The following is a 16,354-nucleotide window of genomic DNA, read 5'->3' as shown; positions in this document are numbered from 1 at the left end:
GCCAAAAAGGGCAGGGCGGACGGAGGATACCGTCCGCGCTCGTTACGACCGTCTCAGGCCGTCAGTTGGCGGCGGCGGCCTTGATTTCGGTCGGCTGCGGCGTCACCGCGACGCCCGGGCGCACCATCGGATTGGCGATGCCGTTCACGATCACCTTGTCGCTCGCAGCGAGGCCCTTGGTGATGACGCGCAGCCCGTCACTGATCGCGCCGAGCTGGACCGGCTTCGGCACCACCTTGTTGTCGGCGCCGACCGTGAACACGATCTTGTTGGCCTGGTCGGAGACGATGACCGCATCCGGCACCAGCAGCGCGTCGCCTTCGCCGGCGAACAGGCGCAGCCGCCCGAAGGTCCCCGGCGTCAGCGACCCGTCGGGATTCGGGAAGACCGCGCGGGTGCGGATCGTCGCCGAGCGGGCGTTCAGCGCGTTGTCGACGAAGTCGATCTTGCCTTCACGGTCCCACTTGGTTTCGCTCGAAAGCCGCACGCGCACCGGCGTGCCGGGCTTGCGCAGATCCTGCGACTTCGCATAGCGCAGATAGTCGGCCTCCGAAGCATCGAAGACGAACTTGATCGGATCGACGGCGACGATCGTGGTCAGCAGCGTCGCGCCCGACTGGCCGCCGGCGATCAGGTTGCCCTGGTCGACGCGCTTGTTCGAGACGCGCCCGGCGAGGGGAGCGCGAACCTGCGTCCATTCGAGGTTGAGCTCGGCTGTCTTCAGATTGGCCTCGGCCGCCTGCTGGCTGGCGATCGCACCATTGAGGTTGGCTCGGCGCTGGTCGATGTCGCGGGCGGTGATGGTGCGGTTCTGCGTCAGCGCCTCGGCGCGCTCGACCTCGTTCTGGTTGAGGTCGACCTGTGCCTTGGCGCGCGCCACCTCGGCCCGGGAGGCATCGACGGCGAGCTTGTAGGGCCGCTGGTCGATGGTGAAGAGCAGGTCGCCCGCCTTCACCAGATCACCGTCGCGGAAATGGACCGAATCGAGGAAGCCGGAGACGCGGGCGCGGACTTCGACCTGTTCGCTGGCCTCGAAGCGGCCGGTGAACTCGTCCCAATTGGTGACGCGCTTGGCGAGCGGGGTCGCGACGGTGACCGGGGGAGCCGGTGGCGCACCTTGGGCGAGGGCCTCGGCAGAGAGGACCGGGAGCAGGGCCGCCAGGGCAACGAAGGCCCGGCTGGAGCGGCGGATCATGTGAAACTCCGAAAATGCGGGCGCGGCGCAACCTTCACGGTTTCCGGCCAATGCGCAACAACTCCATCACGCTGACGATTGTCAAGTTTCTTCACTCGACATTTTGGCGCTATTTTCGTCGGTAGCTAGCTATTGTCGCCGCAAAGCCACGCAAGACCGCTGCAACAGGTGCTTGCTGGCGGCGGGCCGAAGTTCTACCTGAAGGACGCGCGCGCCAGCGTCAGCAGCAACATCTCGTGGAAGTCATCTCATGAATGCGCATGTCCGCCCCGCCGACCCGAAGAAGCTGATCAAGGGTGCGACCGGCGACTGGGAAATCGTGATCGGCCTCGAGATCCATGCGCAGGTGACCTCGAACGCCAAGCTGTTCTCGGGATCCTCGACCGCCTTCGGCGGCGAGCCGAACGCCCATGTCAGCCTGGTCGACGCGGCGATGCCGGGCATGCTGCCGGTGATCAACGAGGAATGCGTGCGCCAGGCGGTCCGCACCGGGCTCGGCCTCAATGCGCAGATCAACAAGCGCTCGGTCTTCGACCGCAAGAACTATTTCTACCCCGATCTGCCGCAGGGCTACCAGATCAGCCAGTACAAGCACCCGGTCGTCGGCGAGGGCGAGATCGCGGTCGATCTGTCGCCGACCGAGCAGATCAGCGTCGGCATCGAGCGCCTGCATCTCGAGCAGGACGCGGGCAAGTCGATGCACGACCAGCATCCGACCATGAGCTTCGTCGACCTCAACCGCTCGGGCGTGGCGCTGATGGAGATCGTCTCCAAGCCGGATCTGCGCTCGGCCGATGAGGCCAAGGCCTATGTCTCCAAGCTGCGCACCATCCTGCGCTATATCGGCTCCTGCGACGGCGACATGGAGAAGGGCAACCTGCGCGCCGACGTGAACGTCTCCGTGCGCAAGCCGGGCGCGCCCTTCGGCACGCGCTGCGAGATCAAGAACGTCAACTCGATCCGCTTTATCGGCCAGTCGATCGAGGTCGAGGCCCGCCGCCAGATCGCCATCCTCGAGGATGGCGGCACGATCGACCAGGAGACCCGCCTCTACGATCCCGGCAAGGGCGAGACGCGCTCGCTGCGCTCCAAGGAAGAGGCACACGATTATCGCTACTTCCCCGATCCGGACCTGCTGCCGCTCGAGTTCGACGACGCCTTCGTCGCCGAGCTGAAGGCACAGCTGCCGGAGCTGCCCGACGCCAAGAAGGGTCGCTTCATCGCGCAGTACGGGCTCTCGCCCTATGACGCCTCGGTCCTGGTCGCCGAGCGCGAGCAGGCCGACTATTTCGAGGCCGTGGCGAAAGGCCGCGACGGCAAGGCCGCTGCCAACTGGGTGATCAACGAATTGTTCGGCCGCCTCAACAAGGAAGGCAAGGACGTCTCGGATTCGCCGGTCTCCGCCGCGCAGCTCGGCGGCCTCGTCGACCTGATCGGTGAAGGCGTGATCTCCGGCAAGATCGCCAAGGACCTGTTCGAGATCGTCTGGACCGAAGGCGGCGACCCGCGCGAGATCGTCGAGGCCCGCGGCATGAAGCAGGTCACCGACACCGGCGCGATCGAGAAGGCGGTCGACGAGATCATCGCCGCCAACCCGGACAAGGTGGAGCAGGTCAAGGCGAAGCCGACCATGCTCGGCTGGTTCGTCGGCCAGGCGATGAAGGCCTCGGGCGGCAAGGCCAATCCGCAGGCGCTGAACGAGATCCTGAAGAAGAAGCTGGGTATCGAGTGACGCAGAAGGACTTGATCATCCGCGATGCGCTCGCCGCCGATCTGCCGGCGGTCCGCTCGCTGTTGGTCGAGACCTGGCACGACACCTATGACGGCATCTATGGCTGGCGGCGCGTCGCCGAGATCACCAATGCCTGGCATTCGCTCGACGCGCTGAGTGCTCAGCTCGGCCGCGACAGCGGCGTCTTCCTGATCGCGTTGCTGGGCGAGGAGGTCGTCGGCACCGCCTCGGCCCGACGCGAGCCCGACCGGGCGGCGATGCTGACGCGGCTCTACGTCACGCCGACGCGGCAGGGTGAGGGCATTGGGCGCACCTTGCTGCAGGTCGCGCTCGCCTGCTTTCCCGATGCACCGGTGGCACGGCTGGAGGTCGAGAGCCAGAACGAGCTCGCCATCGCCTTCTACGAGCGCATGGGCTTCTTCCTGCAGCGCCAGGCCCGTTTCGACGGCCGCGAGGACACGCCCAACACGCTGATCATGGCCAAGCGGCTCTTCGTCGGATGAAAACCTGCGACGTGATCCCTTTCGGTGAACGGCAGTTCCTGCTTCATTTTTGGCCTGTCGCGGGCTTCCTGGAGAAATTCGACTCCGGACAATATTACGCCACTACCTGCAAGATCGTGCTCTCGGACGGTCATGCAGACCTGCACGATTGTATCGTGCGCAGAGAACGCAGGCGGAACTTTGCTAACGTACTGGTCGAGGGCGTCTATGTCCTCGTGAAATCAGGCCTCGTTGCAGAGGCGCTTTCCGCCGCAGTCTATCAATTGACGCATGTCGGCAGAGCAATCAGCGAGGCTGAGGCTATCGCTTGGAGAAGCGACTCGCCGTCGCAAGCTCATGATATTGCAAGCGAAACGAAGAAGCTTACTGATGACCGCTTTGGACAATGACATGATCCAGATTCGTCCGGCGCGCCGCGACGACGTTCCGCGCATCGCCTCCCTGATCATGCTTGGCGCCGCCACGCAGACTCGCACGCTCGCTGAGATCGAGGAGGAGGCGCAGAACCCGGCCTATCTCGCTGCCTTCGCGGAAGTCGATGCCAGCCCCTACAACACGCTCTTCGTCGCCGAGCTCGACGGCAAGGTCGTCGGCACCTTGCAGCTCACGCTGATCCCCGGCCTGGCCTATCGCGGCCGCAAGCGTGCCAAGCTTGAAAGCGTCCACGTCCATCCGGATCTGCGCGGCCGGCGCGTCGGCGAGGCCATGGTCGCCCATGCGGTCGACGTCGCCCGCCAGAAGGGCGCCGGTCTGGTCGAGCTCACCTCGGACAAGGCGCGCGAGGCGGCGCATCGCTTCTACCGTCGCATCGGCTTCAGCCAGAGCCATGAGGGCTTCAAGCTGGCGCTGTGAGCGCGCTCCAGCCGCATGCCGCGCCCGCTCCGGGCGCACGGCCCCGGCGCTTACGCTGGCCGGGCTCGCGACCTAGATGTCCTCTCGACCCGCAACAACCCGCGAGGACTGGGACATGTCAGCAGTGCAGGGCAAGCCGATCGACCTCCATTACTGGCCGACGCCGAACGGCTGGAAAATTTCCATCATGCTCGAGGAGACCGGGCTGCCCTACAACGTCATCCCGGTGAACATCGGCAAGGGTGACCAGTTCAAGCCGGAATTCCTGGCGATCTCGCCGAACAACCGCATGCCGGCGATCGTCGATCCGGACGGGCCGGACGGCAGGCCGATCTCGGTCTTCGAATCCGGCGCGATCCTGCAATATCTCGGCCGCAAGACCGGGAAGTTCTATCCGACCGACGAGCGCGGCCGCGTCGCCGTCGACGAATGGCTGTTCTGGCAGATGGGCGGCTTCGGCCCGATGCTCGGTCAGACCCATCATTTCCGCATCTATGCGCCGGAGAAAGTGCCCTACGCGATCGATCGCTACACCAACGAGGCCAACCGCCTCTACGGCGTGCTGAACAAGCGCCTCGAAGGGCGCGACTACATTTGCGACGACTATTCGATCGCCGACATGGCCTGCGTCGGCTGGGCCCGCGGCTGGGAACGGCAGGGCCAGGACATCAAGCAGTTCCCCAATGTCGGGCGCTGGCTTGAGACGATGCTGGCGCGCCCGGCGGTCCAGCGCGGCCTCAAGGTCGCCGAAGAGCTGCGCAATCCAGCCGGCATCTCGACGCCGGAGGAAAAGGCCGTTCTGTTCGGCCAGAAGGCGCGCTGAATGTAAGCGTCATGCTCGGGCTTGACCCGAGCATCTCTGGACAAGAGATCCTCGGGTCTGCGCTTCGCTTCGCCCGAGGATGACGCTCCTACGCAATCAGTTGCTCCGCGACCATTTCACCGAGCGGCAGATCAACCCGCCCATGACGCAGCCGGCGGTGGTCAGCGTATCGCCCGAGAGCGACATCGTGCCGGAATAGGTCTTGCCGTCCTCCGGATTGAAGGCGCTGCCGTTCCACTTGCCAGCGCTGGCCGGCTTCATGTCGTAAAAGATGCGCTGGCCGACCTTCGCTGGGCCGCCGGCCTCCTTGAGCCAGGAGATCGTGCCGCACATCGCTTCGCCGCATTTGGTGAAGCGCACCTTGGAGGCGCCACTATCGCGCAGCCAGGTGCCGGTAACGTCCTGCGCCGCAGCGGGAACGGCGAAAGCGAGCAGCAGGCCGGCGGCAGTGATGATCGGGCGAATGGCCATGGCGTTCCTCCTCGGTGCTGGCGATCTTCGTCGCTCAGATGGTTCAGATATAAACTATATCCGAAGCCGTGCCGGCTTCCAAGATGGCACTTCGTGAAGGCTCGCTCGTCGCGTTGACCTTGGGGCAAGGTGAATCGCAGGTTGACGCGCCAGTCGCTGCCGAATTTCGATCATATTGAAATCGCTGCCGAATTGGCCGGATGAGTCTGAATCGAATCTTGCTTTAACCGCTCGTTTGCGACTCGTTGAGCTTCGATTCATCTCAAAATTTAGCGGAGTGTTTTACCGCCGGGCCTGAACCTCTCCTCACAAGCCGCGGCCTCCAAACGGGCTGGCATCGAAGGAAAACAGGGAGAGTTTGTCATGGCACGCATGGAAATGAGCGCGATCCCGGCTTCGCTGGCGATCCCGATGGAAGCCTCCGCCGACGCCTATTACGAGCTCGGCCTGATGCATGCGTCCGGACGCACCGGCCCGGTCGATCTGGTCGCGGCGCAGACTTGGTTCAACGTCGCTTTCGCCAAGGGCTGCGCCCGTGCTGCCTCGCACCGCACCGAACTGGCGCTGGAGATGAGCCGCGACGAGGTCGCCGAGGCGCTGCGCGAGGCCCGCAGGTTCCTGACCCGGCATTGAAGCGCAAACCGGCCGTCGCAGCCTTGTGGCCCGGGGAAGGCGCCGCTATAAGCGCGCCGCATTCCCCGATTTTCCCGCAAGGATCACAACGATGGCTGTCCAGCGTACCTTCTCCATTCTCAAGCCCGACGCGACGAAGCGCAATCTCACCGGCGCGGTCAACGCGGTCATCGAGAAGGCCGGCCTGCGCATCGTCGCGCAGAAGCGCATCCAGATGACCACCGCGCAGGCGCAGACCTTCTACGCCGTCCACAAGGAGCGCCCCTTCTTCGGTGAACTCGTCGAGTTCATGACCTCCGGCCCCGTCGTCGTGCAGGTGCTCGAGGGCGAAGACGCCATCGCCAAGTATCGTGAAGTGATGGGCGCGACCAACCCGGCCAACGCCGCCGAGGGCACGGTCCGCAAGCTCTTCGCCCAGTCGGTCGGCGAGAACACCGTGCACGGCTCGGACGCGCCGGAGACCGCCGCGATCGAGATCGCGCAGTTCTTCTCGGGCAACGAGATCGTCGGCTGAGCCGATTGCCTGTTCCAGACATGAGAAGGGCGGGTCCGCTGGACCCGCCCTTTTTCTTTGCCTGGCTGAAGGGCCTCAGAAACCGAGATCGAAGGCGTAGCTCGCCGAGATGCCGAAGGTGACGGAATCGCGGTCGCCGAAGGCCTTGACGATCGGCGTCTTGGCGGCGTCGCCCATCAGGCGCTTGTATTCGACATAAGCGGTGGTTTGCAGCTTGTCGGACCAGTGATAGGTCGCCTGCGCGATCGCGCCGACCGAGTGCACACCGGCATTGTAGCGCTGCAGCAGGCCGCCGGTGCCGGCGGCCGTGCCGCCGAAATAGGTGCGGACATAGTCTGCGCCGACGATGGTCATGCGCGGGCCGACGCCGAGCGACCAGGCGCCGATGCGCTGGAAGACGTCGACCTTGGCCTCGGCCACCAGCGCGTCATGGGCGACGATGCCGCGGCGCAGGTCGATGCGGGTGCGCAGCCAGGAGGTCGGGTAGAACTCGACGAAGGCGCCGGCCTCGGCACCGAACTTGGTGTCGGGCACGCCCATGATGCGCAGGGCGACATTGGTGTCGGCCTTGCGCTGCCAGAGCAGGTTGCCGGAGAAGCCGACGCGCCAGGCCTGGCCCGAGAAGAAGCCGATGCTGATCGCGTCGTCCTCGGAGGTCCACCAGGTGCTCTTGGTGCCGCGCCCGAGCGAGATGATCGGCCGCGGCCGGAAGACGTAATCGTTCGAGCCGGAATAGTCCGGCTGGTAGCGCAGGCCGGCGCCCAGCGTCAGGTGCCAGTTCTGCACCTGCTCGGGCGAGGTGTACTGCGCGTACTGGGAGGACTGCGCCTTCGCCGGCGCAGCCAGCGCAAGGGAGAGGCAGGTGGCCGCGAGGCCGGCAAGGAACGCAACGCAACGCATCGTCAGAACTCCGGCGCGTGAGCGCCTTGGACTACTCGGATGCGGCCAACTTGAATCATTAGTCTTAACCCGGAGTTGACGAGCCGCCGCCTGTGGCATCGCTGCTCGTTTGGCTGATGGCCCGGCCGAATCCCCAGCCGCCGGATAGGGTCAGCTTGCCCCGCTGCAGCCCGGCAATGCAACCGCCCGCTTCCGCCGACCCTGGACCTGTTCTAGGAAGGGGCCATGACAGAGCTTCCCCGTATCGCGCGCCTGCCTTCGGTCTGCCCGCATGATTGCCCCTCGGCCTGCTCGCTCGAGGTCGAGGTCATCGACGGCAGGACGATCGGCCGTGTCCGCGGCAACAAGCGCCAGAGCTACACGGACGGTGTGATCTGCGCCAAGGTCGCCCGCTACGCCGAGCGCATCCATCATCCCGACCGGCTGCTGCATCCGCTGCGCCGCACCGGCCCGAAGGGCTCCGGCGCCTTCGAGCGCATCTCCTGGGACGAGGCGCTCGACGAGATCGCCCGGCGTTTCCTGGCGATCGAGGCCGAGCACGGCGCCGACGCGGTCTGGCCTTATTACTACGCCGGCACCATGGGCCTCGTGATGCGCGACGGCATCAACCGTCTGCGCCATGCCAAGCGCTATTCCGGCCAGTTCTCGACGATCTGCACCACCACCGCCTGGACCGGCTTCATCGCCGGCACCGGCCGGCTCGCCGGGCCCGACCCGCGCGAGATGGCGAAGTCGGATTGCGTGGTGATCTGGGGCACCAACCCGGTGCACACGCAGGTCAATGTCATGCACCACGCCGTCAAGGCGAGGAAGGAGCGCGGAGCGAAGATCGTCGCGATCGACATCTACCGCAACGCCACGCTCGATCAGGCTGATCTGCCGCTCGTCCTCAAGCCCGGCACCGACGGCGCGCTCGCCTGCGCCGTCATGCATGTGCTCTTCCGCGACGGCCATGCCGACCGCGAATATCTCGCCCGCTTCGCCGACGCACCGGAAGAGCTGGAGGCCCATCTTGCCACCCGCACCCCGGAATGGGCGGCGGCGATCACCGGCCTCAGCGTCGCCGAGATCGAGGAATTCGCCACCCTCGTCGGCACCCGCAAGAAGAGCTTCTTCCGGCTCGGCTACGGCTTTGCCCGCCAGCGCAACGGCGTGGTCAACATCCACGCGGCGTCCTGCATCCCGACCGTGACCGGCGCCTGGCAATACGAGGGCGGCGGCGCCTTCCACTCGAACAGCGGCATCTACAAATGGCGCAAGGGCCTGATCGAGGGCCTCGACAAGATCGACCGCAATGTCCGCCAGCTCGACCAGTCGCAGATCGGCCGCGTCCTCACCGGCGATGCGCAGGCCTTGCGCCAGGGCGGGCCGGTCAAGGCGCTGTTCATCCAGAACACCAATCCGGTCACGGTCGCGCCTGAGCAGGAACTGGTGAAGCGCGGCTTTGCCCGCGACGATCTCTTCACCGTCGTGCACGAGCAGTTCATGACCGAAACGGCACGCATGGCCGACATCGTGCTGCCGGCGACGCAATTCATGGAGCATGACGACCTCTACCAGGGTGGGGGCCACCAGCACATCATGTGGGGCGGCAAGCTCGTCGAGCCGCCGGGCGAATGCCGCTCCAACCATGAGGTGATCTGCGCCCTGGCGCAGCGCCTCGGCGCCGAGCATCGCGGTTTCAGCATGACGCCGCGAGAAATCGTCGACTGGACCTTGCAGGAGACCGGTCGCGGCACGCTCGAAGAGCTGGTCGCCAATGATTTCATCGACATCCAGCCGGATTTCGAGACGGCGCATTATCTCAAGGGCTTCGGCTGGCCGGGCGGCAAGTTCCGCTTCAAGCCCGACTGGACGAAGGTGCCGAACAGCAATGCCGGCCTGGTCGGCCCGCATCAGGACTTGCCCGCGCTGCCCGATCACTGGACCGCGATCGAGGAGGCCGATGCGGAGCATCCGTTCCGGCTCGCCACCAGCCCGGCACGCAACTTCCTGAATTCGAGCTTCACCGAGACGCCGACCTCGCAGAAGAAGGAGCGCGCGCCGACATTGATGCTGCATCCGGCCGATGCGGCGGCGCTCGGCATCGCCGGGGGCGACCATGTCACCGTCGGCAACCGGCGCGGCACGGTCGAGCTCGACGCGGTGCTGTTCGACGGGCTGGTGCGCGGTGTCGCCATCGCCGAGTCGATCTGGCCGAACGGCGCCCATCGCGGCGGCCGCGGCATCAACACCATCACCGGCGCCGACTCGCCGGCGCCCTATGGCGGCGCCGCCTTCCACGACAACAAGGTCTGGATTCGCAAGGCGGTGTGACCTTTGCGTCATTGCTTTTTCGCTGGCGCTATGGACCATCCGCGCCCGGGCGACGGCATGGCTTGTCAAGGGGAGATTCGGGTCTCCCGAGCTCGGCCGCGGAAACGGACAGTGCGAACAATGATCAAGCGGCGGGTTGGTGCGGTCCTCTGGGCCGCTGGGATGTCTATGCTGGTTTCCGCCAGTGCGGCGCTGGCCGCCGGCAGTACGAGTTCCCTGCCGCCGCCGGATCCGACGGCGAAGAACCTGACGCCCTACATGATCCAGCTGCGTGCCTTCGATGCCTGCCTGGTCACCCAGTCCCAGCTGATGAGCACGACCCGCGAGGCCGTGCACACCCCGTGCAGCTGCTACGCCAAGGGCACGGTCAACGCCATGACCAAGGATGAGCTCCAGGCCTTCCGCGACACCGGTTATTTCAACGACTCGGCCCGCGAGAAGGGCTACGAGTTCATCGACCGCTGCAAGCTGAAGCGGCCGTGATGGAAAGGCGGCTCACGCCGCCTTCTCTGTCTCGTCCTTGAAATAGCGCGAGCGCATGCGCCCGGCATAGGCGACGAGGTTGGCGTGCTCCTGCAGCGCACCACGGATCGGCGAGTCGAAGACGTCGCATAGCCCTGCGATCATGAAGGCGCCGAGCGTCGCATCGGCCCCGGATGGATCGGGCCCGGTCAGGTAGGGATTGCCACCAAGGATTCCGGCGAGCGCGTCGAGCGCCCGCCGCCCCAGCTCCAGCCGCTCGGCGTCGCTGTGACGGCCGATGCCGTGGCCGTGCAGGTTGCGGCTGATCCGGCGCTTGATCATCGCGATGACCAGCGGCCGCAGCGGCGCCGGCACGGCGTCGAAGAATTTTCGCGGCCCGCGGTCGAAATTGGCAGGGTTGGCCCAGCGCTCCTGCACCACGAGCCAGTAGACCTGATCCTCGAGCATCTTCTCGACCGCCCAGGCCGTGCCGCGCTGCTCGGCTGACAGGCCCTTGTCGAAATCGATCCCGTAATTCCGCTCCAGATACATCCGGATGAAGGTGGTGTCGGGGATTGTCTTGTCACCGTCGCGTAGCACCGGGAACTTGCCCTTCGGCGCCTTCTGCAGATTGCCGCGTACACGCGTGTAGGGCAGTCCGGACATCTCCATCAGGATGATGCCCTTCATGCAGAACGGGCTCGGGTCCGGCTGGCCGAAGGCAGGTCCGAACACGTGAAGCTCCAGCATGTTTCCTCCCCGGTCGGTGTCTTCAGTATGCAGCATGCGCTGCTGCCACGCTCCTGACAATTTGTGTCAGGGCGAGTAGAGCAAGATCAGCTTACGCCATCTTCCTATCAGCGGAACTACGCCATGCAGCGTGCTGAACGTTTGCTCGATCTGATTCAGGGGTTGCGCCGCCGGCGTCGCCCCGTCACCGCCGAGACGCTCGCCTCCGAGCTCGACGTCTCCGTCCGCACCGTCTACCGCGACATCGCCGCGCTGTTGCGCCAGGGCGTGCCGGTGCGCGGCGAGGCCGGCATCGGCTATGTCCTCGATGCCGGCTTCGACCTGCCGCCGCTGATGTTCTCGCCCGACGAGATCGAGGCGGTGCTCGTCGGCATGCGCTGGCTCTCCGAGCGCGCCGACCCGACCTTGGCGCGCGCCGCCGAGGATGTCGTCGCCAAGGTCGCGGCGGTACTGCCGCCGCATTTGCGGCCGATCCTGCTCGACGGCGCGCTGTTCGCGCCGGCCTATTGCAAGGATTCGGCGATCGTTGACCAGGTCGACGCCGCCGCGATCCGCGCCGCGATCCGCAATGGCCGCAAGCTCGACATCGCCTATCGCGACGAGGCCGGGGCCGAATCGCGGCGGATGATCTGGCCGATCGGCATGACCTTCTTCGACCGGGTCCGTGTCGTCATCGCCTGGTGCGAGCTCAGGCAGGCCTTCCGCCATTTCCGCACCGACCGCATCGCCGAGCTCACTGCCCGCGAGGAGCGCTACCCCGCCCGCCGCGCCGACCTGTTCCGGCGCTGGCAGAAGGAGGAGCAGGAGGCGGCCGCCCGCCGCGCGATGGAGCAGCAGACTCTGCAGGGGGAGGTGGTGACGGTGCAGTAGCGAGGGGACGTGCGCGTCATGCTCGGGCTTGACCCGGGCATCTCAGGCCGGTGGAGGCTCCGGCCAGCATCTTCTCGTCATGAGATTCTCGGGTCTGCGCTTCGCTTCGCCCGAGAATGACGGCAGGCTTCAAGAGCCGACCGCTATTCCGTCCTCAAGCTTCGCAGCCCCGGACGCCACCAGCGCCAGCGCCTGCGGGTAAATCCGGTGCTCCTGCTCCAGCACGCGGGCTGACAGGCTCGCCTCGTCGTCGCCGGGCAGAACAGGGATCTTGGCCTGCAGGATGGTCGGGCCGGCGTCGAGTTCGGGTACGACGAAATGCACCGTGCAGCCATGCTCCGCGACGCCGGCTTCGAGTGCGCGGGCGTGGGTATGCGTGCCGCGGAAATCCGGCAGCAGGGAGGGGTGGATGTTGATCAGCCGGCCCTGCCAGCGCGTGACGAACCAGGGCGTCAGCACGCGCATGAAGCCGGCGAGCACAACGAGTTCGATTCCGTGGGCTTGCAGCTCGGCATCGAGCGCCCGCTCGAAGGCCTCGCGGTCCTTGCCGAAGGGGCGGTGGTCGACGCTGGCCGTGGCAATGCCGGCAGCCGCCGCCCGCTCCAGCCCGCCGGCATCCGGCAGGTTGGCAGCGACCAGCACGATCTCAGCCGGGAAATCGGCGGCCCTGGCAGCCTCGATCAGCGCGACCATGTTGGAACCGCGCCCGGAGATCAGGATCGCGGTGCGCGCCCGCTTGGCCGTGCTCACAGGGCGAGCTTCCCGCGATAGGTGACGGCTTCGTCGCTGCCGCGCGCCGTGACTTCGCCGAGCCGCACCGGCTTCTCGCCGGCCTCGGCCAGCGCCGCCATGACGGCGTCCGCCTGCACGGCTTCGGCGACGACGATCATGCCGATGCCGCAGTTGAAGGTGCGCAGCATCTCGCGCTCGGCGACGCCGCCGACGCTGGCGAGCCAGCCAAACACCGGCGGCACGCTGATCGCCGGCAGGTCGATCGCGACGCCGAGATCGTCGGGCAGGACGCGCGGGATGTTGTCGGGGAAGCCGCCGCCGGTGATGTGGGCGAGCGCCTTGATGCCGGGCGCCGCCTTCAGCGCCTGCAGCAGGCTCTTCACATAGATCCGGGTCGGCTCCAGCAGCGCCTCGGCAAGGGTCTTGTCGGAAGCGAACGGGGCGGGAGCGTCCCAGGCGAGACCCGAGAGCGCGACGATGCGGCGGACCAGCGAATAGCCGTTCGAGTGCACGCCGGAGGAGGGCAGGCCGAGCACGACGTCCCCAGCGACGACATCGGCGCGCGGCAGCAAGGTGCCGCGCTCGGCCGCGCCGACCGCGAAGCCGGCGAGGTCGTAGTCGTTGCCGGCATACATGCCCGGCATCTCGGCGGTCTCGCCGCCGATCAGGGCGCAGCCGGCCTGGCGGCAGCCCTCGGCAATGCCGCGGACGATCTCGACGCCGGCCTTCGGGTCGAGCTTGCCGGTGGCGTAGTAGTCGAGGAAGAGCAGTGGCTCGGCGCCCTGGACGACGAGATCGTTGACGCACATCGCGACGAGGTCGATGCCGATGGTCGAATGCCGGCCGCTCTCGATCGCGATCTTGACCTTGGTGCCGACGCCGTCATTGGCCGCGACCAGGATCGGATCGCTGAAGCCGGCGGCCTTCAGGTCGAACAGTCCGCCGAAGCCGCCGATCTCCGCATCGGCACCGGGCCGGCGCGTCGAGCGCACCAGCGGCTTGATCGCGTCGACCATGGCGTTGCCGGCATCGATGTCGACGCCCGCCTGCGCATAGGTCAGCCCGTTGGCGCCCGGTTTCGTCATCGGTCCTCGCTCCTTTTGCTTCGCGAGCGAATAGGCAAGGGCAGGGCGGGGGGCAAGCCCTTCCGCGAAAGCGTTTCGCACTTCTCCCGCCCATGTTCTACCCTGAGATGAGATTCTGTCGGCAGGTCTCCCGCGATGACGCTTCCGAACCTGATCACCATCGCCCGGCTGATCCTGGTGCCGCTGGTGATCGTCATGATCGTCAATGCCCGCTGGGACGAGGCCTTCTTCCTCTTCGTCGCGGCCGGCGTCTCCGACGCGATCGACGGCTTCATCGCCAAGCGCTTCGACATGAAGAGCGAGCTCGGCGCCTATCTCGATCCGCTCGCCGACAAGGCGCTGATCGTCTCGATCTACATCACCCTCGCCATCATCGGCATCATCCCGGTCTGGCTGGTGATCGTCGTCGTCTCGCGCGACCTGATGATCGTCACGGCGGTGATCCTGTCCTGGCTGATGGAGAAGCCGGTGACGATCGCGCCGATCGTCGTCAGCAAGCTCAACACAGCGGCCCAGCTCGTCTTCGCCGCGCTGGTGCTCGGCTCGAAATCCTTCGAGATCGATGTTGCTGCAATCATGCCGGCGGCGCAGATCATCGTCGCGGCCTTGACGCTCGCGTCCATGGGCGCCTACCTCGCGCTCTGGCTGCGGCATATGGCGGGCTGATCCAGAACCTTGGATGATCTCGGGCGGATCACCATAATCAGGCGCCACAGGTCGTGTAGAGGCGAGTGCATGAGTCTTCAGCGTCAACTGCTCTTCTGGCTGCTCGCTCTCGCCAGCTTTGTGCTCGCGCTGATGCTATTCAGGGACGTGCTGCTGCCTTTCATCGCCGCGCTGGCGCTGGCCTATCTGCTCGATCCGCTGGCCGACCGGCTGGAGCGCTGGGGCCTCAGCCGACTGACCGCGACGATCGCGATCCTCTGCCTGTTCCTGCTCATCTTCATCGCCGGGCTGGTGCTGCTCGCCCCGCTGCTCAGCCAGCAGCTCGCCGGGCTGGTGGCGCGCCTGCCGGGCGATGCCGCCAAATTGCAGGCGCTGATCATGGAGCGCGGTGCGCCGCTGATCGAGCGCTTCGGCGGCGCCAAGCTGGCGCAGGACGCCCAGAGCTCGTTCGGCAACCTCGTCGGCGAGGCGACGAGCTGGGTCGGCAAGCTGCTGGGCTCGCTCTGGTCGGGCGGCACGGCGATTATCGGCGTGTTCTCGCTGTTGGTGCTGACGCCCGTCATCGCCTTCTATCTGCTCGCCGACTGGGACCGCATGGTCGCGACGGTCGATAGCTGGCTGCCGCTCGATCATCGCGACACGATCCGCGGCTTGCTGCATGAGATGGACGTCGCCATCGCCGGCTTCCTGCGCGGCCAGGCGCTGGTCTGCCTGCTGCTCGGGACGTTCTATGCGATCGGGCTGTCGCTGGTCGGCGTCAATTTCGGTGCGCTGATCGGCATCATCAGCGGCTTCCTCTCCTTCATTCCCTATGTCGGCTCGCTGACCGGGCTCGTGCTCTCGGTCGGCGTCGCCACCGTGCAGTTCTGGCCGGACTGGACGATGCCGCTGGCGACGCTCGCCGTCTTCGCCGCCGGCCAGTTCATCGAGGGCAATATCCTGCAGCCGAAGCTGGTCGGCGGCTCGATCGGCGTGCATCCGGTCTGGCTGATGTTCGCACTGCTTGCCTTCGGCTCGCTTTTCGGCTTCGTCGGCCTGCTGCTCGCCGTGCCGCTGGCGGCCGTTATCGGCGTGCTCGCCCGCTTCGTGCTGCGGCAGTACCTCGCCAGCCCTTATTATCGTGGCCAGACCGCTCCGGCTCCGAAGATTCATGCCGAACCGTGAGCCGCCGGTGAAACCGCGCCAGCTCGCCTTCGATCTGCCGGTCGACAGCCGCCATGGCGTCGAGGATTTCCTCGTCGGCCCCTCGAACGAGCAGGCCTATGGGCTGATCGAGAGCTGGCCGGGCTGGCCGGCCTCCTGGCTGCGCCTGGTCGGGCCGGAAGGGGCAGGCAAGACCCATCTCGCCGCGATCTGGGCGGCGCGCGCGCATGCCTGGACACTGTCCGCTGAAGAGCTCGACGAGGCCAAGGTGCCGCATCTGGCGTCCGGCGGCGCGCTGGTGATCGAGGATTGCGACCGCGCTCCGCTCGACGAGCCGGCGCTGTTCCATCTGCTCAACGCCACCAGGGCGCGTGGCGCCTCCGTGCTGCTGACCGCGCGGACCGAGCCGGGCCAATGGGGCCTGAAGGTGCCGGACCTGCTGTCGCGCCTGCGCCTGGCGCCGCAGGCGGAGATTGCGCCGCCGGACGACGCGCTGCTACGCGCACTTTTGGTCAAGCTCTTCGTCGATCGCCAACTGATCGTCGACACCGGCACGATCGAGGCGCTGGCGCTCCGGATGGAGCGCTCCTTCGCCGCGGCGCGCGATCTCGTCGACGCGCTCGACAAGCTCTCACTGGAGCGTGGCCGGCGCGTCACCCGCGCCATGGCCACCGAGGTCGTCGCCTCGCTCTTCCCGGAGGAGTGAG

At 66.5% G+C, this 16,354-nt stretch carries 19 protein-coding genes; 13 read left to right on the top strand and 6 right to left on the bottom strand.

Features of this window, described 5'->3' with window-relative positions; all coding sequences use genetic code 11:
• Positions 1 to 61: 61 nt before the first annotated feature.
• Positions 62 to 1,195 (bottom strand): efflux RND transporter periplasmic adaptor subunit, encoded by a 1,134-nt coding sequence (locus tag VGV58_RS10640; protein WP_326873976.1) that lies wholly within the window; start codon positions 1,193 to 1,195, stop codon positions 62 to 64.
• A gap of 250 nt (positions 1,196 to 1,445) precedes the next feature.
• Between VGV58_RS10640 and gatB the strand changes: the two genes are divergently transcribed.
• From gatB to VGV58_RS10615, 5 genes are all read left to right on the top strand, one after another.
• On the top strand, positions 1,446 to 2,927 hold the full coding sequence (gene gatB / locus VGV58_RS10635; RefSeq protein ID WP_326873975.1) for an Asp-tRNA(Asn)/Glu-tRNA(Gln) amidotransferase subunit GatB: 1,482 nt from the start codon (positions 1,446 to 1,448) through the stop codon (positions 2,925 to 2,927).
• Entirely contained in the window at positions 2,924 to 3,430 is a 507-nt protein-coding gene (locus VGV58_RS10630) for a GNAT family N-acetyltransferase (RefSeq protein ID WP_326873974.1), read from the top strand. Before gatB ends, VGV58_RS10630 begins: the two co-directional genes overlap by 4 nt.
• Positions 3,427 to 3,819 (top strand): hypothetical protein, encoded by a 393-nt coding sequence (locus VGV58_RS10625; RefSeq protein WP_326873973.1) that lies wholly within the window; start codon positions 3,427 to 3,429, stop codon positions 3,817 to 3,819. Before VGV58_RS10630 ends, VGV58_RS10625 begins: the two co-directional genes overlap by 4 nt.
• A 1-nt stretch (position 3,820) precedes the next feature.
• A complete protein-coding gene (locus VGV58_RS10620; protein WP_326873972.1) occupies positions 3,821 to 4,282 on the top strand; it encodes a GNAT family N-acetyltransferase in 462 nt (153 codons plus the stop codon).
• A gap of 115 nt (positions 4,283 to 4,397) precedes the next feature.
• On the top strand, positions 4,398 to 5,105 hold the full coding sequence (locus VGV58_RS10615; RefSeq protein ID WP_326873971.1) for a glutathione S-transferase N-terminal domain-containing protein: 708 nt from the start codon (positions 4,398 to 4,400) through the stop codon (positions 5,103 to 5,105).
• Between the two features lie 96 nt (positions 5,106 to 5,201).
• Here VGV58_RS10615 and VGV58_RS10610 read toward each other — a convergent pair whose 3' ends face one another.
• Positions 5,202 to 5,576, bottom strand: a complete 375-nt coding sequence (locus tag VGV58_RS10610; protein ID WP_326873970.1) for a DUF2147 domain-containing protein — start codon at positions 5,574 to 5,576, stop codon at positions 5,202 to 5,204.
• Between the two features lie 363 nt (positions 5,577 to 5,939).
• Between VGV58_RS10610 and VGV58_RS10605 the strand changes: the two genes are divergently transcribed.
• On the top strand, positions 5,940 to 6,209 hold the full coding sequence (locus tag VGV58_RS10605; RefSeq protein WP_326873969.1) for an SEL1-like repeat protein: 270 nt from the start codon (positions 5,940 to 5,942) through the stop codon (positions 6,207 to 6,209).
• A gap of 91 nt (positions 6,210 to 6,300) precedes the next feature.
• The gene (ndk, locus tag VGV58_RS10600) at positions 6,301 to 6,723 is read left to right on the top strand and encodes a nucleoside-diphosphate kinase (RefSeq protein ID WP_326873968.1); all 423 of its coding nucleotides are present in this window, start codon (positions 6,301 to 6,303) and stop codon (positions 6,721 to 6,723) included.
• Between the two features lie 75 nt (positions 6,724 to 6,798).
• On the opposite strand, the gene VGV58_RS10595 is transcribed toward ndk, so the two are convergent.
• Entirely contained in the window at positions 6,799 to 7,623 is an 825-nt protein-coding gene (locus VGV58_RS10595; RefSeq protein ID WP_326873967.1) for a MipA/OmpV family protein, read from the bottom strand.
• A 225-nt stretch (positions 7,624 to 7,848) separates the two neighbouring features.
• Between VGV58_RS10595 and VGV58_RS10590 the strand changes: the two genes are divergently transcribed.
• Both VGV58_RS10590 and VGV58_RS10585 read left to right on the top strand, forming a co-directional pair.
• Entirely contained in the window at positions 7,849 to 9,939 is a 2,091-nt protein-coding gene (locus VGV58_RS10590) for a molybdopterin-containing oxidoreductase family protein (protein WP_326873966.1), read from the top strand.
• Positions 9,940 to 10,107: 168 nt separating this feature from the next.
• Positions 10,108 to 10,422 (top strand): hypothetical protein, encoded by a 315-nt coding sequence (locus tag VGV58_RS10585; RefSeq protein ID WP_326873965.1) that lies wholly within the window; start codon positions 10,108 to 10,110, stop codon positions 10,420 to 10,422.
• Positions 10,423 to 10,434: 12 nt separating this feature from the next.
• On the opposite strand, the gene VGV58_RS10580 is transcribed toward VGV58_RS10585, so the two are convergent.
• A complete protein-coding gene (locus VGV58_RS10580) occupies positions 10,435 to 11,151 on the bottom strand; it encodes a glutathione S-transferase family protein (RefSeq protein WP_326873964.1) in 717 nt (238 codons plus the stop codon).
• A 123-nt stretch (positions 11,152 to 11,274) separates the two neighbouring features.
• On the opposite strand from VGV58_RS10580, the gene VGV58_RS10575 reads away from it, so the two are divergent.
• The gene (locus VGV58_RS10575; RefSeq protein WP_326873963.1) at positions 11,275 to 12,021 is read left to right on the top strand and encodes a helix-turn-helix transcriptional regulator; all 747 of its coding nucleotides are present in this window, start codon (positions 11,275 to 11,277) and stop codon (positions 12,019 to 12,021) included.
• A gap of 129 nt (positions 12,022 to 12,150) precedes the next feature.
• Here VGV58_RS10575 and purN read toward each other — a convergent pair whose 3' ends face one another.
• On the bottom strand, positions 12,151 to 12,771 hold the full coding sequence (gene purN / locus VGV58_RS10570; RefSeq protein WP_326873962.1) for a phosphoribosylglycinamide formyltransferase: 621 nt from the start codon (positions 12,769 to 12,771) through the stop codon (positions 12,151 to 12,153).
• Positions 12,768 to 13,838, bottom strand: coding sequence for a phosphoribosylformylglycinamidine cyclo-ligase (purM, locus tag VGV58_RS10565; protein ID WP_326873961.1), 1,071 nt, complete (start codon positions 13,836 to 13,838; stop codon positions 12,768 to 12,770). Before purM ends, purN begins: the two co-directional genes overlap by 4 nt.
• Positions 13,839 to 13,973: 135 nt before the next feature.
• On the opposite strand from purM, the gene VGV58_RS10560 reads away from it, so the two are divergent.
• From VGV58_RS10560 to VGV58_RS10550, 3 genes are all read left to right on the top strand, one after another.
• Positions 13,974 to 14,504, top strand: coding sequence for a CDP-alcohol phosphatidyltransferase family protein (locus tag VGV58_RS10560; protein WP_326873960.1), 531 nt, complete (start codon positions 13,974 to 13,976; stop codon positions 14,502 to 14,504).
• Between the two features lie 69 nt (positions 14,505 to 14,573).
• Positions 14,574 to 15,668, top strand: coding sequence for an AI-2E family transporter (locus VGV58_RS10555; protein ID WP_326873959.1), 1,095 nt, complete (start codon positions 14,574 to 14,576; stop codon positions 15,666 to 15,668).
• A complete protein-coding gene (locus tag VGV58_RS10550; RefSeq protein WP_326873958.1) occupies positions 15,655 to 16,353 on the top strand; it encodes a P-loop NTPase family protein in 699 nt (232 codons plus the stop codon). Before VGV58_RS10555 ends, VGV58_RS10550 begins: the two co-directional genes overlap by 14 nt.
• Position 16,354 lies beyond the last annotated feature (1 nt).

Source organism: Allobosea sp. (assembly GCF_035944895.1).
GTDB lineage: Bacteria > Pseudomonadota > Alphaproteobacteria > Rhizobiales > Beijerinckiaceae > Allobosea.
The sequence above is the reverse complement of the archived record's forward strand: the minus strand, read 5'-3'. Positions and strand labels throughout refer to the sequence as shown.

What these genes read in the sequence shown, in the direction of transcription:
- VGV58_RS10580 (WP_326873964.1), bottom strand. Translation starts at nt 11,151, where the DNA reads ATGCTGGAGCTTCACGTGTTCGGACCTGCCTTCGGCCAGCCGGACCCG.
- purM (WP_326873961.1), bottom strand. Translation starts at nt 13,838, where the DNA reads ATGACGAAACCGGGCGCCAACGGGCTGACCTATGCGCAGGCGGGCGTC.
- VGV58_RS10610 (WP_326873970.1), bottom strand. Translation starts at nt 5,576, where the DNA reads ATGGCCATTCGCCCGATCATCACTGCCGCCGGCCTGCTGCTCGCTTTC.
- VGV58_RS10550 (WP_326873958.1), top strand. Translation starts at nt 15,655, where the DNA reads ATGCCGAACCGTGAGCCGCCGGTGAAACCGCGCCAGCTCGCCTTCGAT.
- ndk (WP_326873968.1), top strand. Translation starts at nt 6,301, where the DNA reads ATGGCTGTCCAGCGTACCTTCTCCATTCTCAAGCCCGACGCGACGAAG.
- VGV58_RS10555 (WP_326873959.1), top strand. Translation starts at nt 14,574, where the DNA reads ATGAGTCTTCAGCGTCAACTGCTCTTCTGGCTGCTCGCTCTCGCCAGC.
- VGV58_RS10590 (WP_326873966.1), top strand. Translation starts at nt 7,849, where the DNA reads ATGACAGAGCTTCCCCGTATCGCGCGCCTGCCTTCGGTCTGCCCGCAT.
- VGV58_RS10575 (WP_326873963.1), top strand. Translation starts at nt 11,275, where the DNA reads ATGCAGCGTGCTGAACGTTTGCTCGATCTGATTCAGGGGTTGCGCCGC.
- VGV58_RS10605 (WP_326873969.1), top strand. Translation starts at nt 5,940, where the DNA reads ATGGCACGCATGGAAATGAGCGCGATCCCGGCTTCGCTGGCGATCCCG.
- VGV58_RS10640 (WP_326873976.1), bottom strand. Translation starts at nt 1,195, where the DNA reads ATGATCCGCCGCTCCAGCCGGGCCTTCGTTGCCCTGGCGGCCCTGCTC.
- VGV58_RS10620 (WP_326873972.1), top strand. Translation starts at nt 3,821, where the DNA reads ATGATCCAGATTCGTCCGGCGCGCCGCGACGACGTTCCGCGCATCGCC.
- VGV58_RS10595 (WP_326873967.1), bottom strand. Translation starts at nt 7,623, where the DNA reads ATGCGTTGCGTTGCGTTCCTTGCCGGCCTCGCGGCCACCTGCCTCTCC.
- VGV58_RS10560 (WP_326873960.1), top strand. Translation starts at nt 13,974, where the DNA reads ATGACGCTTCCGAACCTGATCACCATCGCCCGGCTGATCCTGGTGCCG.
- VGV58_RS10585 (WP_326873965.1), top strand. Translation starts at nt 10,108, where the DNA reads ATGCTGGTTTCCGCCAGTGCGGCGCTGGCCGCCGGCAGTACGAGTTCC.
- VGV58_RS10615 (WP_326873971.1), top strand. Translation starts at nt 4,398, where the DNA reads ATGTCAGCAGTGCAGGGCAAGCCGATCGACCTCCATTACTGGCCGACG.
- VGV58_RS10625 (WP_326873973.1), top strand. Translation starts at nt 3,427, where the DNA reads ATGAAAACCTGCGACGTGATCCCTTTCGGTGAACGGCAGTTCCTGCTT.
- gatB (WP_326873975.1), top strand. Translation starts at nt 1,446, where the DNA reads ATGAATGCGCATGTCCGCCCCGCCGACCCGAAGAAGCTGATCAAGGGT.